At 67.3% G+C, this 14,844-nt stretch carries 8 protein-coding genes; 2 read left to right on the top strand and 6 right to left on the bottom strand.

Annotated features, from left to right (window positions below; all coding sequences use genetic code 11):
• Positions 1–93: 93 nt before the first annotated feature.
• Positions 94–2,685, top strand: coding sequence for a dihydropteroate synthase (gene folP / locus J0X27_RS13225; protein WP_207269645.1), 2,592 nt, complete (start codon positions 94–96; stop codon positions 2,683–2,685).
• A 102-nt stretch (positions 2,686–2,787) separates the two neighbouring features.
• On the opposite strand, the gene J0X27_RS13220 is transcribed toward folP, so the two are convergent.
• Genes J0X27_RS13220 through J0X27_RS13210 form a run of 3 tightly spaced genes read right to left on the bottom strand, consistent with a single transcriptional unit; the run spans position 2,788 to position 9,812 of the window.
• The gene (locus tag J0X27_RS13220; protein ID WP_207269644.1) at positions 2,788–6,531 is read right to left on the bottom strand and encodes a UvrD-helicase domain-containing protein; all 3,744 of its coding nucleotides are present in this window, start codon (positions 6,529–6,531) and stop codon (positions 2,788–2,790) included.
• Positions 6,524–7,576, bottom strand: coding sequence for a PD-(D/E)XK nuclease family protein (locus J0X27_RS13215; RefSeq protein WP_207269643.1), 1,053 nt, complete (start codon positions 7,574–7,576; stop codon positions 6,524–6,526). The genes J0X27_RS13220 and J0X27_RS13215 overlap by 8 nt, the downstream gene beginning before the upstream one ends.
• Entirely contained in the window at positions 7,569–9,812 is a 2,244-nt protein-coding gene (locus J0X27_RS13210) for a PD-(D/E)XK nuclease family protein (protein ID WP_207269642.1), read from the bottom strand. Before J0X27_RS13210 ends, J0X27_RS13215 begins: the two co-directional genes overlap by 8 nt.
• Positions 9,813–10,255: 443 nt before the next feature.
• On the opposite strand from J0X27_RS13210, the gene J0X27_RS13205 reads away from it, so the two are divergent.
• Positions 10,256–10,663: a CBS domain-containing protein gene (locus tag J0X27_RS13205; RefSeq protein ID WP_207269641.1), complete on the top strand. Its 408-nt coding sequence runs from the start codon at positions 10,256–10,258 to the stop codon at positions 10,661–10,663.
• Positions 10,664–10,686: 23 nt separating this feature from the next.
• Here the strand turns inward: J0X27_RS13205 and J0X27_RS13200 are convergent, their stop codons facing one another.
• From J0X27_RS13200 to uvrA, 3 genes are all read right to left on the bottom strand, one after another.
• Positions 10,687–11,058, bottom strand: coding sequence for a hypothetical protein (locus J0X27_RS13200; RefSeq protein WP_207269640.1), 372 nt, complete (start codon positions 11,056–11,058; stop codon positions 10,687–10,689).
• A 167-nt stretch (positions 11,059–11,225) separates the two neighbouring features.
• Complete coding sequence (locus J0X27_RS13195; RefSeq protein WP_207269639.1) at positions 11,226–11,636, bottom strand: DUF7994 family protein; 411 nt, start codon at positions 11,634–11,636, stop codon at positions 11,226–11,228.
• A gap of 49 nt (positions 11,637–11,685) precedes the next feature.
• Positions 11,686–14,649 carry an excinuclease ABC subunit UvrA gene (gene uvrA, locus J0X27_RS13190; protein WP_207269638.1) on the bottom strand — a complete coding sequence of 988 codons (2,964 nt, stop codon included), beginning with the start codon at positions 14,647–14,649 and terminating at the stop codon, positions 11,686–11,688.
• Positions 14,650–14,844 lie beyond the last annotated feature (195 nt).

Raw genomic sequence — 14,844 nt, 5'->3', positions numbered from 1 at the left:
TGTACCGGACGACGACCACGCCCGCGACGGGTGGGCGGTAGCGACGGCGTCCGAACAGAATACTCAAAAACGGTCGGCCTCTCCTATTCCTATATGGAGTATCACGAGGCGGCGGATTTCCTCTTCGATCTGCGGCGGTTCCGCCCAAAGCCGGGGACGGAGTCGACGGCCCGCCTGCTGGCCCACCTCGAGAACCCCCACGATGCCGTCGACTGCGTCCAGATCGCCGGCTCCAACGGGAAAGGGAGCACGGCACGACTGCTCGAGCGGACCCTGCGGGAGGCTGGCTACTCCGTCGGCCTCTACACCTCGCCGCATCTCGACGACCTCCGCGAACGAATTCGCGTCGACGGCCGGAAGATCCCTCGGACGGCGGTCCGGGAGTACGTCGAGACCGTCGGCGAGTACGTCACGGCCCGCGGTGCCGACGGCGAGTCACCGACCTTTTTCGAAACCATGACCGCCATGGCGCTGTGGCAGTTCGGGCGTGAGAACGTCGATATCGCCGTCCTCGAGGTCGGTATTGGCGGCAAGTACGACGCCACGAGCGTCGTCGATCCCGTCGCGAGCGCGGTCACGAGCGTGACCCTCGAACACACGGGCATTCTCGGCGATACCGTCGCGGAGATCGCCCGCGACAAGGCCCACGTCGCCCCGACCGACGCGCCGCTCGTGACCGGCGTCACTGGGGGGCCACTCGAGGCGATCCGTGACGTGGCCGGTGACGTGGTGACCGTCGGGCGGGACGTAGCCGATGGCGGCGACGCGGGGGCACAACCGGACGTCAGCGTCGAATACGGTGGCCGCACCAACCACACCGAGGCCGCCGTCTCGGTCGACGCGGGCGAGTGGGACCTCGAGACGCGGCTTCCGCTGCTGGGCGAACATCAGGCCGAAAACGCGGGTATCGCTGCCGTCCTCGCCCGACAGGTCGGCGACGTGTCGGATGCGGCCCTCACACGCGGACTGCGAAGTGCCCACTGGCCCGGTCGGTTCGAGGTACTCGACACCGACCCGCTGGTCGTGTTGGATGGCGCGCACAATCCGGGTGCCTGCGAGGGGCTCGCCGAGACCCTCGGCACGTACGAGTACGACCGTCTCCACCTCGTCTTCGGGGCGATGCACGACAAGGACCACCGCGAGATGGCCGCCACGTTGCCGACGCCGGATACGGTCGTGACGACCGAGCCCGCACTCGATCGCGCCGAGGACCGGGCCGTCCTCGCCGACGTCTTCGCCGACGGCGGTGCCGGAACGGTCCGTACCGAGGCCGCCGTGGCGGATGCCCTCGCGTCCGCGCTCGGCGACGCCGGGAGCGACGACTGCGTGCTCGTGACCGGGTCGCTGTACGCAGTGGCGGAGGCACGCTCGCGGTGGACCCGCACCGACGTTCCAAAGCGGATCCGCGACCGGGCGGACGCTCGCGACGCCCTCGAGGAGGCAAACGTCGCCGGCGACGACGTCGACCGACTGGACGGCGACGCCGTCCACCGGGTCGTCAGGACTGCACTGCGGGATCGACAGGCGACCGTCCTGAAGGAGGAACTGCTGCGCCTCGGCGGGGAGTGTGCCCTCTCGGGTCTCGACCGGGACGAGGAGACCGTCGACGCCGTGTTGATGGGAACGCTCGCACAGTTCGAGACGCTGGTCGAACGCCTCGAGGACCGGAGCCGTCCCGAGGGCGTCACCGATATCGCTCGAACGTTGCGGGACACCCTCGAGATCGATGCCGGAACCGGTGTCGGCGACGACGCGGTGATCGATGCCGAAGCCGGGACCACGATCGACGGCGACGCGGAGACGGCGGGGACGGAACGCGGGCCGGCCCGGCCCGACTGGCGGACCGCCGACTCGAGTGGCCCACCCGCTCCCTGGTCGGATCGGACGGCCGTCATGGGTATCCTGAACGTCACTCCCGATAGCTTCCACGACGGCGGCGAGTACGACGCCCTCGAGGACGCCGTGGCCCGCGCCGAGGCGATGGTCGCGGCCGACGTCGACGTGATCGATATCGGGGGGGAGTCGACGCGACCGGGTGCCGACCCCGTCTCGGTCGACGAGGAACTGGATCGGGTCGTCCCCGTGATCGAACGGGTCGCCGACCTCGACGCGCTGATTTCGGTCGACACCCGCCGAGCCGTCGTCGCCGACGCCGCCCTCGAGGCCGGTGCCGACATCATCAACGACGTTTCGGGGCTCGAGGACCCCGAGATGCGCTTCGTCGCGGCCGACCACGACGCGGGACTGGTCGTGATGCACAGTATCGACGCGCCGGTCGTCCCGGACCGCGATATCGAGTACGACGACGTCGTCGCGGACGTGATCGACCAGCTCTCCGAACGCATCCTGCTGGCCGAGAAGGCCGGACTCGACCGGAACCAGATCATCGTCGACCCCGGCATCGGGTTCGGCAAGTCCGCGAGCGAGAACTTCGAGCTCCTCGATCGGATCGACGAGTTCCACGCGCTGGGCTGTCCGGTTCTCTTCGGCCACTCCCACAAGTCCATGTTCGCACAGGTCGGCCGCGAGGCCGGCGACCGACTCGAGGCGACCGTCGCGGCGACCGCCCTGGCGGCCGATCGGGGGGCGGATATCGTCCGCGTTCACGACGCCGCGGAGAACGTCGCCGCGGTCCGGACGGCGCTTGCGACGCGCGATCCGGAACGGTTCGAGTGGGAGCCGTAGTCAGCGACCCTATCGGTCCCCGTTTTCGTCGTGTGGAGACGAGATGACTGGCGAGGACGGCTGGCTGTGACCGACGGGCGCTCCGACTACTCCGGTCCGTTCTCAGCCGTCTTCCGAACCGTCTCCACCGTGGGCGTATTCTGCCGGCCCGCAGCCAAGCGACCGATGCGGACAGTGCCGGCAGTGGTCGCCCGGCGTCGTCTCGGAGAACGACGGCTCGTCGACCGCCGCGAGCGTTTCGACTACCGACTCCCACGAGGGAAGCTCCTCGGGCTCGAGAAGGTCGACGCGCGGACCGTCGACGTCGCCGACGTAGACGTAGCCGACGGTCGAGACGGGTTCGTCGAACCGGTTCTCACAAGCCCGCAGGTAGAGCGACAACTGGACTGCATCGCCGGGGTCGATCCGCCCCGCAGTCGCCTTGTAGTCGAGGACCGCGAGCCCGCCGTCCGGAAGCCGCCTGATCGAGTCGACGTAGCCGACGACGTCCCCGGTCACGCCGGTCACGTTCTCGAGCGAGAAGGGTAACTCCGCAGCGATGGCGTCCCACTCGGCGACCGGCCGGTCGAACCCGGGCGCGCTCGCCTCGAAGTACCGGTCGATACAGGCGAAGACGGCCTCACGGTGCGCGAGCAAGTCTCGTGCGGTGAGCTGACGCAGGGCGGCTTCCCGCCACGCCTCGAGCGTCCCATACTCGCGATGGAAGGCCTCCTCGGCGACATCGTGGAAGACCGTACCGACGATTCGCGACGCCGAGTCGTCGGCCGTCGGCGTGACCGTCCCGTCCGCCTCGATCGATTCGAGCGGATCGTCGATCGCTCGAACGACGTGATCGAGGTAGTGTTTCCGGGCACAGGTGTCGTGTGTGTCCATCGCGGAGTAGCTGTGGCGCATCGCGACGGGAAGCTCGGTCGCGCTCGCGAGCGTTTCGACGGGGAATCGAACCGTATCGGTCGTCAGCGCGGACGATCGACGGCCGCTGGGGACCCAAAGCCCACTCGAGCGATCGTCGGCGGTGTCCTCGAGTCGAGCGGTGCTCGCGGCATCGGCAGCCGGTAACAGCGTGCCGTCGCGAAGCTGCCGCCCCAGTCGGTGGACCGTCTCGATCGCCTCACGCGTCTCGAGGGGCTCGACCGGGCGATCACCGTAGTCGGCGTAGTAGGTGATGGTTCCGGGGCTCTCCCCGGCGGATGCGGCGATCTCGGTCGTCCGGTCGACGACCGTTTCGGGGTAGTTCTCTCGCACCTGCTGGAAGCTCTCGGTCAGCGACGACCAGAGATCCATCCGCTGGCCGGTCACCGACCACTCGATCTCGCTCGCCAGGCAGGCCTCGGCCGTCGACGCCGCCAGCTCGTCGTCCGCGCCGTCGTACTCGTAGTCGGAGCCAAACAGGAACAGGTGGTTCTCGGCTCGCGTGAGCGCGACGTGGAGCACCCGCCACTCCTCGCCGACCCGCTCGGCGGCGAGATCGGCGAGCAACGGCGACTCGATCTCGGCGTCGAGCGTCGCGGCCAGCAACCGGTAGCGGGCTCGTTCGACGTAGTCGCCGTCGACACACCACTCCTCGTCCGAGAGGTAGGGGACGAGAACGGTATCGAACTCGAGGCCCTTGGCCTGGTGGACCGTCATCACGTCGACGCTGTCCGCGGACCGCGTTCCGCGGGTTCGATCGCTGCCCCCGCTTTGTAACGTCGACGCCAACGCGTCCACGAACTCGGTCGAGAGCGACTGGACGACGGCGTCAGCGCCGTAGGCCTCGACGAAGCGCTCGATCCGGTCGAACTGCGCGCTCTCGTCGCTCGAGCAGAACCATTCGATCCGAGTGAGGTCCCGAAACCGACGAAGGAATCCCGACAGCGGGTAGACGTCCCGGAATCGCTCGAGGGTCGCGAGGTGCTCCCGAGCGTTCGCGAGCCGCTCCGGGTGCTCGAACTCGACGTCCGGATCGGGGTCTCCCACCGCGTCGTACAAGCTCTCGCTTTGGCTCTGCAGCGTCGCGAGATCCGCCTCGGTGAGTCGGTAGCGAGAGAGTAACACGCGCCGGAGGTGAGCGTCCGCGTCCGGCTCGACGAGCACCCGGAGATACGAAACCACGGTCTGGATCCCGGGCGAAATCTCGCCACGCGGCGAGCCGGAGATCTCGTAGGGGATCTGCAGGTTCCGGAGTTCATCGGCGACCGCCTGTGCGTGGCGGTTCGTCCGAACGATGATCGCGAGATCGCCCAGCGAGCGCTGGGGGACGTTGTCGGCCGCGCCGTTGAGGAGCCGCGAGACCGTCGTCGCGACCTGTGTCGCCGTCGATTGGGGGATCTCGTCGCTCTCGACTTTGACGACGCGGTCCGACGGCTCCGACTCGTCGTACGTTCCGGCCGTCCGGCCGTCCTCCCGCAGCGTCTTCGAGGACTGGGGGCCGTAATCGCAGGCGTTGGTCAGATCGAGAATCTCCTGTCGCGACCGGAAGTTGAGCTCGAGTTCGATCGCCTCGTGGTCGTCGTAGGCGTCGGCCAGCCGATCGAGTCCCTCGCGGTCGGTGCCGCGCCAGCCGTAGATCGCCTGGTCCTTGTCGCCGATCGCGAGCAGATCCGGCCGATCGGGGCCGTCGGTGAGCTCGGTGAGCAGCGAAAACTGGGTCCCATCGGTGTCCTGAAACTCGTCGCAGTAGACCTGCGTCCACTGGCCCGTGATTTCGTCAGCGATCGCGTCGTCGTCGAGCAGTCCGGTCGCCGTCCGTACCAGCTCGTCGAAGTCCATCGTCCGCTCGGCCTCGAGGTGGTCGTGATAGTCCGCGTAGACGTCGGCGTAGTGGCGGGCCAGCCGGAGGAACTCGACGGCGTGTTTCAGCCGGCCGAAGGGGGTCTGTTCGATCCGGCTCGTCGCCGCCCCCCAGATTTCGTTCCCGAACAGCGCCCGCGGCAGGTGTTTCGTCGTCCGGTCGTCCAGCGAGAGCGCCTCGATCGTGTTCGTCACGCACTGCTGGAGGACCCGGAGGTAGCGATCGATCTCCCGAACCAGATCGTCCTCGCGGAACGCGTCCGGTGCCTCCGCGATTTTCTCCCGGCAGTAGGAGACGAGTTTGCCGTAGTCGACCAGCGACTCCCGGGCCGTCTCGAGGTACTCCTCCCGGTTGAAGTAGCGCAGCGCCTCGTTGTCGAAGGAGAGCTCCTCGCGAGCCGTGCGCTCGAGCCAGAGGACGAACTCGTTGCACAGCTCGAGGGTACGAACCGGTGGCAGCCCCGACTGCAGGTCGTCGGGCGTGATGTTCTCCTGGCTCATCGCCTGGATGAACCGATCGACCGCGTCGACGAGATCGGTCGGCGAACCGTCGTTTCGGGTCGACGCAGCCGCGAAGTCGTAGTCGTTCTCGGCGAGCAGGCGACCGATGATCCGACGGCGGTCCCGTTCGGTCACGACGTCGAACTCGGGCGAGTAGCCGAGGTAGTAGGCGTACTCGCGGACGAGTCGGTAACAGAAGGAGTGGTAGGTGTAGACGTCGATCGCGGCTGCTGCGTCGGGATCGAGCCGCTCCCCGACCGCCGTCCGGATGCTCGCGGCGGCTTCGTTCGCGAACGTCAACACGAGTACGTCCTCGGGATCGACCTCGCCTCGTTCGATGGCGCGCTCGATCCGGACGAGCATCGTCGTCGTCTTCCCGGTGCCGGCACCCGCGTCGACGGACGTACAGGCTGCGCGGCTGTCGATGACTGCCTTCTGATTCCCTTTCGGCTCGATCTCGTCGGCGGACGCGAGTCCGGCGGTCGCTGCCGTGTCGAACGTATCGTCGTCCGGATCTGCTCCCGGCTCGAGATCCTGTCCGCCGCTGCTCTCTCGCCGTGGGTCGTCACCCATCGAACCGCACCTCCCCTGCGATGTAGTCCTGACAGCAGACGGTGTAGTCACACGTCGGACAGGCGTGGTCCGCGATCCGATCCCATCGATCGGACGGGTCGTAGGGGCCGGACAGCAGGCTCGAAGCGACCCGTCCGAGCCGGTCGTCGACGGTTCCGTTTCGATGATCGTGTGTCATTCCGTAGGTGTGGTGATCGACGTAGACGTCGGTGAGATCGACGACCTCGAGGCTCGTCTCGACGGTCTCTCGCACCCAGTTCACCGCCGTCGCCGACCGATCGGCCAGCGGAATCTGGACGTAGCGACAGGTCCGGTCGCCGAGCTCGAGGCGGTCCCGGAGCCGGCGGAGCCCGTCGAGGACGACTGCAGTTTCGAAGAGCGAGCCGACGGAGTCCGGCTCGAACGCGTCCGAATCGGTATCGAAGTGGTCGGTAAATCGCTCCGCCACGTCGCCCGCCCACTCCGAGCGGTAGCGCAGGGAGCCAAGCGGTGCGAGCGTCGGGACGAACCGGACGCCGACGATCGACGAGCCGTCGCCGTAGACGTAGTCGACCGTGGCATCGATCGTCACCGTCTCCCCCTCGCGGTCGGGTTCCGCTCCGCCGTCCGGTTCGGGGCACTCGAGCGTGCTCGAGAGCGACAGTTCCGGCCCGATCAGGTCGCCGCGGGTCGCGTCGGCAGCCAGCCGCTCGATCCCCCTGGCGTGGTCGCCGCCGACGCGTTCGACGTACGCGGCGAGCGTCGCCTCGAGCACCCGTCGTTCGTGGCGACGCTGGGCACGGGAGTGGAACGATTCCTCGTGGTCGGTCCACAGCGCCGAGAGTCGATCGCGGGCGACGACCTCGAACTTCTCGCGGTTCGTCTCACCGCTCCGAAGCGCGTCACAGATCGCGGTCCGAAGCAGCGCCACGCGGTCGCCGATCGCGTCCTCCTCGTCGCCCTCGATCCCGTGGACGTGAGCGAGTTCGTACCGCCGGGGACAGTGCAGCGCGGATCTGAGCCCCGCGACGGAGAGCGACTCGGCGGTCGTCGTCCCGTCAGTCATCGCGAACCACCTCGCCGGCGGCGAACTCGAACTGTGATCGGACCGCTTCGACGAGTTCGTCGTCGACGTCGCCGTCCTCGAGCACGACGGCGATCTCCTCGAACAGCGTCTCCGTCTCGCCGAGATCCGCCTCACCGCCGGTGCTGGCCTCCCGGAGCACCCGCTCGAGTTCGCCGCGGGGCTGGGCGAGCAGCGCGTCGAGCGCGTTCGTCTCGCCGTGGATCGCGGCGTCGTCGTCGTCTCGCTCCGCGAGCGCGAGCCCGGGCGTCGATTCGATCAGTTTCAGATAGCGCGACTCGTCGTAGGTTCGACGGAGCCCACCGGAGCCGCGTTCGTAGGAACACCAGTAGAGGAGCCGTTCGGCCGCGCGGGAACCGAGCGCGAGTCGGCGGCGCGAGCGCTGGGCGTGATAGCTCTCGAAGGGATCCCCGACGTCGGCGGCAGCAACGGTGTCGAACGTGTCGGTGATCGCCTCGAGCGACGGATCCGTGACCGCGGGATAGGACGGCATCGCCCGGAGCCACGCCGTCGGAAACAGCTGCGTGAGAAACTGCTCGCCGGGGTAGGTCTCGTCGATCAGATCGAGCAGGAAGACGGCGTTGCGCGAGTCGTACTTCAGGTCGTCGACGGCACAGACGGTGACGCCGCCGGTCGGCGGCTGCGTCTCGACGGCGTGGACGTAGGGCGCGTCGTACTGAATCGTCCGTCGGAGCATCCGGCGCAGTCCCTGCCAGTCCGGCCCCACGAGGTCCGTCTCCTCGACGAACCGGGCGATCTCGAGCACGCGGCGGACGCCCTCGTACCCCTCGCGGGCGTCGATCCAGTCCTCGTCGCGAGCGATCCGGCCTTTCAGGTCCGTCCGTCGGATCCAGCGCTCGAGCGATCGACGAACGCTCGCGCCGGCGGTGTCGGCGAGCAGGTCCGGCGAGAAGTCCGGAACGCGGGCCCGGAGACGGTTCAGCGAGACGTCCCGCGGGTCGCTCGCATCCCGCGTCGGATCCGTCCGCGAGAGGGGTTCCCCGTCGCGCTCGCGGTCACACTGGAGCGTGACGACCGCGTAGAGCTCGTTCACTGCGGGATCCTCCGCCAGCGAGGGGGTCCCGATCGTCGCGGTCGGAACGCCGGCCTCCCGCAGTCGCCGTCTGGTCTCGGGGACCCGCTCGATCCGCGGGACGGCGACGGCGAATTCGTCGTAGGACCAGCCCCGGCGGTCGTGCAGCGACTGGATCTCGGTCGCGACCGCCCGGCCCTGCTCGCGGGCGGTCTCGGCACGGATTCGTCGGGCCCGTCCTGCCGGATCGCACGCTGTGGACTCGCCTCCGGTCGCGTCGCTTCGAGCCGGCGAGTCGCCGGTCGCGAGGAACCGCGTGATCGGTCGGTGTGGCTGCGTCTCGTCCCTATCGCGGTCGGATGCGGGCTCGAGGGTCTCGATCTCGAGGCCCGCGTCGGTCGCGATGGTCGCGATACCGCCCGGTTCGACTCGCGTCCGCTCGACGCTGGCGTGGCACTCGCCGAAACAGACCAGGTCGGCCTCCCTCGTGAGGGCTGCGAGGTAGCGACGGTCGAGCCGGCGGTATTCCTCGAACTCGACGGCGAGGACGGCGTCGAAGGAGGCGGTAACGCGTGTCCGGACGCCGTCCGCGTTCGCTTCGAGCAGGTCGACCGCCTGGGGCACCACGTCCGCCCGCTCGACGTAGCCCCGCTCCTCGAGCTCCGCGTGGAACCGGTCGTTCATCGCGTACAGGAAGGCCAGACAGTCGTGGAGCTCGTCGGTCTCGAGGTCGTCGTGGCGGATCCGCTGGCGCGTCGCCTCGAGCAGCAACTGCCCCACGTCACGCGAGAAGCTCTCGTGGGCCCCGGCCCGCTCGAGGTAGTCGGGTATCGCTCGGCTCGCGCCGTCGATCACCAGCGAGATGAGTTCGATCCGTTCCTCGTACTCGAGGCGGGATCGCGTCGGATCGTACTCCTCGATCGTCTTCGAAGCGTGTTCCGGGAGCGATTCGACGCGGGGAGAGCGGGGGCCACCGGCCGGCCGTTCGCGGTCGGCATCGGCAAGCGCCGCCGTCAGGGATTCGAGACCCGCCGGATGCCGTTTCAGGACCAGGACGTTCCGGGGGCCGTACTCGTCCGCGAGCGCGGCGTACTCCGCGGCGACGGCCGCGAATACGTCGGTTGTCGGCGCGGGTGTGGGAAGGAGCTTGCAGCGGCCCTCGAGGGCGGGCGATTCGGGGGTCATCAGTCGGTACGTCACCGAGTATGGGGCAGTTCCTATTTAAAATATAGTATCAGGACGATTCCCGGCCGACCGGACGGTCGCCAGTCGCTCGACCACCGCCATGGCTCACGCGCATGGCCGCACCTCGACGGCCGGCTATAGTAGCAACTGAAACGATTTACATACTGATCGCAACGCTGTCGTGCGATCAGGTGCGCAATGACTTTCAGTTGCTACTATAGTTATCAACTGGCCGCGTCGTCGCGTGCTCTTTACGGGCTCATACGGTCTGCTGTCCGTCAGTGACGGTGCCCCACAAGACGGTTCGCAGGTACAGCAGACCGTATCACGCGATCCACCAACGGCTCCGCTCGCGACTCCGCGGTCGACGACTCGGTGGTTCGTCCGACGACGTCTCGAGAGTCTTCGACAGTTCTTATAGGGTGTGTGGACTACCACGGGATATGGAAGACATTTTCGCCGCTCGAGTCATGTCCACCTCCCTGCACACGGTAACGCCCGATACGCTGGTCGAGGACGCCGCCCAGTTGATGCTCGAGAACGGGATCGGATCGGTCGTCGTCGTCGACGACGACAACCGACTCGAGGGGATCCTGACGACGACGGACTTCGTCCGGATCGTTTCCGAGCAGAAACCGAAGGATCAGACGCCCGTCTCGAAGTACATGAGTACGGACGTCGTCACGGCCTCGGCCCAGGACAGCATCCGCGACGTTGCGGACGCGATGGTCGAACGGGGCTTCCATCACATCCCCGTCGTCGACGACGAGGAAGGTGCCATCGGAATGGTCACGACGTCCGATCTGGCCGGCTACATTTCGCGCGTCAAGTCGCCCAGCCCCGACGAGTAAGCCGTCGAACCCGCCGGACGGGATCAGTTTCGATCGGCAGCCTCGTCCGAAGGATCGGACTCGTCGTCTTCGGTCATCCAGCGAACCGTTTCGTCGAGTCGATCCCGGAGCGCGCGAGCCTCGGCCGGCGTCAACTCCACGTCGGCGTGGCCCGTCCCGTGGTCGCCCGCCATCGCATCGATACTGACCACCACGCGGTGGCCGTCGTCCGACCGCGGTCGAACCGAGATGTCGGCCCGGTCGGGATAGTCACGCGGCGGTCCGATCTCGAGGTCGGTCTCGCCCCGCGTGACACCGATCTGAACGCGCTCTGAACGGGTCAGATCGAACGAGTCCGTCGGATCCTCGACGGTCCGTGCCGACTCCGCCTCGGAGCGTGTGGAATCGTCTGCCATACGTACTCCTTGGCGAGTCTCCCCCTTGACTGTGCTCCCGGCCCGGTTCGCCGGGTCCGGCGAGGGCCCGTCGTCGACAGCCCTCGGTCGTTGGCGTTCCTATCGGCTCGAACAGCGCCGGTGGAACGGTCGATCCGACCCCACCACGGCAGCGTCGGGGAGCCGCGTTACTCGACCGCGAACATCTCGTCGTTTAGTCGGCGGCCGCCGGCCCAGCACTCGAGGGCGAACCACGCGAGATACCCCGGGACGAAGACCGTGATCGCGACAGCGAGCAGCCACGTCCCGCTGGCGACCTCGAGCGTGTAGAGTTGCGAGAGTCCGAACCCGACCGCGCCGATCGCGAACGCGGCGATGCCGGCAGCGCCAACGCGGGGCCAGCCGACGAGCCGGCCGGCAACGGGGACTCGCTCGCGGATACCGGCGAGGAACAGCGAGAGCCCGACGATGGCGAGCCAGCCGGCCACCAGTAGCGTCGACGGAGCGGGGCCACCGAGGACGAACAGCCCGGCTAGCAGTAGCGTCGCGATCCCGCCACCGGCGAACCCGCGACGAACGATGTCTTTCAGTCGACTCATCTGTCTCCTCGTTGGCCCGAATCGCAATGAGTCCTTCTGACTGTCGCGATCAGTCGTCGTCCATCGGCGCACTCACGGGTTCGACACGCTCGCCACGTGGTCCCTCGAGGTCGATCTTCGGGAGCAGGTCCCGCAGGTAGCGTCCGGTGTGGGAGTCCTCGAGGCGGGCGACGGCTTCGGGCGTCCCGGTCGCGACGACTTCGCCGCCGTTCTCGCCGCCCTCGGGGCCGAGGTCGATGATGTGATCGGCGTTTTTCACGAGGTCGAGTTCGTGTTCGATGACGACGACTGTGTTGCCGTTGTCGGTCAGCCGGTGGAGGACGTCGACGAGTTTGCGTTCGTCCTCGCTGTGGAGGCCGGTGGTGGGCTCGTCGAGCAGGTAGAGCGTCTCGCCGGAGTCTTTCTTCCCCAACTCCTCGGCGAGTTTGATCCGCTGGGCCTCCCCGCCCGAGAGCGTCGTCGAGGGCTGGCCGAGTTTCATGTAATCGAGACCGACGTCTTTCAGCAGTTTGAGTCGGCGGCGAATCTGGCTCGAGGACTCGAAGAAGTCGTAGGCCTCCTCGACGGACATCTCGAGGACGTCGGCGATGGTCTTGCCCTTGTAGGTGACGTCGAGGGTGGCGTCGTTGTAGCGCGCGCCGTCGCACTCTTCACAGGGGACGTAGACGTCGCTCAGGAAGTTCATCTCGATCTTGACCGTTCCCTGGCCGCCACACTCCTCGCAGCGGCCGCCCTTGACGTTGAAGGAGAACCGCCCCTTCTCGTAGCCCCGTTGTTTCGCGAGCTTCGTCGAGGCGAACAGCTCCCGAATGTAGTCGAAAACGCTGGTGTACGTTGCGGGATTCGATCGGGGCGTGCGGCCGATCGGCGACTGGTCGATCAGTCGGACCGTTTCGATCTGGTCGAGTCCCTCGAGGGCGTCGTGGTCGCCCGGAATCACCGACGTGTTGTCGTTCATCTGGCGGGCCAGCCCCTTGTAGAAGACCTCGTGCATGAGGGTGGACTTCCCGGAGCCCGAGACCCCGGTAATCGCGGTAAAGCAGCTAATCGGGATCTCCACGTCGAGGTCCTTGAGGTTGTGCTGGCGCGCTCCGCGGATCGTCAGCGTCCCTTCCGGCTCGCGGCGCTCGTCGGGCACCGGAATCTGCCGGCGGCCGGAGAGGTACTCGCCGGTCACGGATCCCTCGGCCGCTTTGACCTCCTCGACGGGACCGTTGGCGACGACCTCGCCGCCGCGCTTGCCGGGGCCGGGTCCCATGTCGATGACGTTGTCCGCCCGCCGCATCGTCTCCTCGTCGTGTTCGACGACGAGCAAGGTGTTGCCCAGATCGCGGAGTTCCTCGAGCGTGTCCAGCAGCCGGTCGTTGTCCCGCTGGTGGAGCCCGATCGAGGGCTCGTCGAGCACGTAGAGGACGCCGACGAGGCCGGAGCCGATCTGCGTGGCGAGTCGGATCCGCTGGCTCTCGCCGCCCGACAGCGTGGCGGCCTCCCGGTCGAGCGTGATGTAGTCGAGACCGACCTCGCACATGAAGCCCAGGCGGGCGCGGATCTCCTTGAGGATCTCCTCGGCGATGACCTTCTCGCGTTCGGTGAGGTCGGCTTCCATCGCCTCGAAGTGATCGCGGGCGTCGCCGATGCTCATCGCGTTGATCTCGGTGATCGACGTGTCGTCGACGAGCACCGCTCTCGAGGCCGGCTTCAGGCGAGTGCCGTCACAGGCCGGACACTCCGTGACGGACATGTAGTCCTCGATGTGCTCGCGGGTCGAGTCGGAGTCGGTCTCGATGTAGCGGCGCTCGAGGTTCGGAATGACTCCCTCGAAGCGCTTCTGTTTCCGGCGAGTGCCGTTTTTCGTGCTCCGTTTGAACACCACTTCGCCGTCCGTTCCGTAGAGGAACGCCTGCTGGACATCGTCTTCGAGGTCTTCGAACGGCGTCTCGAGTGAGACGCCGAAGTGCTCCGCGACGGCGTCCAGCCGGGTCTGGTAGTACGAGCGGTTGTAACTCCAGGGTTCGAAGACGTGTTTGAGCGGCTTGGACTCGTCTTGCAGGACGAGGTCTTCGTCGACTTCCTTGGTCTCGCCCAGTCCCTCACACTCGGGACAGGCCCCGTGAGGGGAGTTGAACGAGAAGGATCGGGTCTCGATCTCCGGGATGTCGATCCCGCAGTGCGTGCAGGCGAGGTCCTTCGAGAACTCGACGACGAAGCGGTCGTTCTCTTCGGTCTCCTCGCCGAGCGCGCCGGTTCGGCGGGCTTCCTCGCCGAGGTCCGCGGCGACTGCTTCCGAGGCGTCCGGGAGGATGACCTTCAGGACGCCCTCGGCCTCGTCCAGCGCCGTCTCGACGCTGTCGATGATACGCGGGCGGTCCTCGGCGCTGACCTTCACGCGGTCGACGATCACGTCGACGGTGTGGTCGAAGTTCTCGTCTAAGTCCGGCTCGTCGAGCGTGAGGTCGTGTTCCTCGCCGTCGATCTCGACGCGGGCGTACCCCTCGGAGACGAGTTCCTCGAAGAGGTCCTCGAAGGCACCCTTCTGGTCGCGGACCACCGGGGCGGCGAGTTTGGCTTTGGTTCCCTCCGGGAGCTCGAGAATGCGCTCGACCATGTTTTGCGCACTCTGCTCGCCGACCTCGCGGCCACAGTCGGGACAGTGGGGCGTGCCGACGCGGGCGTAGAGCAAGCGCAGGTAGTCGTGGAGCTCCGTGACCGTCCCGACGGTCGATCGGGGGTTGTTCGCGGCGTTCTTCTGGTCGATCGAGATCGCCGGCGAGAGCCCTTCGACGGTTTCGACCTGGGGCTTGTCCATCTGCCCCAGGAAGTTCCGGGCGTACGCCGAGAGGCTCTCGATGTAGCGGCGTTGCCCTTCCGCGTAGACCGTCTCGAACGCCAGCGAGGACTTCCCCGAGCCCGAGAGGCCGGTAACGACCGTAAACGCCTCGCGGGGGATCGTGACGTCGAGGTCCTTGAGGTTGTGCTCCTCCGCGCCCCGTACTTCGATGTAGTCCTTGCTCATCGTTCGATCCGGGATCGGGACTGTCTCTCCTGTCGATACGGTTCCAGATTCATTGTGTCTGAGTCAGTGGCCGGAAGACCTTAACGAGTCTGAAAGGCCGATGACATGGCAACAACTAGCAACCGGTGGGGGATCGGTCCGACCAGCGGTGGACGAGCCGTCCCGTCGAGGGGGTCGCTACCGTCACCTGTTTTT

Source organism: Natrinema longum, from assembly GCF_017352095.1.
GTDB classification, from domain to species: Archaea; Halobacteriota; Halobacteria; order Halobacteriales; family Natrialbaceae; genus Natrinema; species Natrinema longum.
The sequence above is the reverse complement of the archived record's forward strand: the minus strand, read 5'-3'. Positions and strand labels throughout refer to the sequence as shown.

Coding starts and splice junctions, on each gene's coding strand:
- J0X27_RS13200 (WP_207269640.1), bottom strand. CDS start 11,058: ATGGCAGACGATTCCACACGCTCCGAGGCGGAGTCGGCACGGACCGTC.
- J0X27_RS13195 (WP_207269639.1), bottom strand. CDS start 11,636: ATGAGTCGACTGAAAGACATCGTTCGTCGCGGGTTCGCCGGTGGCGGG.
- folP (WP_207269645.1), top strand. CDS start 94: ATGGAGTATCACGAGGCGGCGGATTTCCTCTTCGATCTGCGGCGGTTC.
- uvrA (WP_207269638.1), bottom strand. CDS start 14,649: ATGAGCAAGGACTACATCGAAGTACGGGGCGCGGAGGAGCACAACCTC.
- J0X27_RS13205 (WP_207269641.1), top strand. CDS start 10,256: ATGGAAGACATTTTCGCCGCTCGAGTCATGTCCACCTCCCTGCACACG.
- J0X27_RS13210 (WP_207269642.1), bottom strand. CDS start 9,812: ATGACCCCCGAATCGCCCGCCCTCGAGGGCCGCTGCAAGCTCCTTCCC.
- J0X27_RS13220 (WP_207269644.1), bottom strand. CDS start 6,531: ATGGGTGACGACCCACGGCGAGAGAGCAGCGGCGGACAGGATCTCGAG.
- J0X27_RS13215 (WP_207269643.1), bottom strand. CDS start 7,576: ATGACTGACGGGACGACGACCGCCGAGTCGCTCTCCGTCGCGGGGCTC.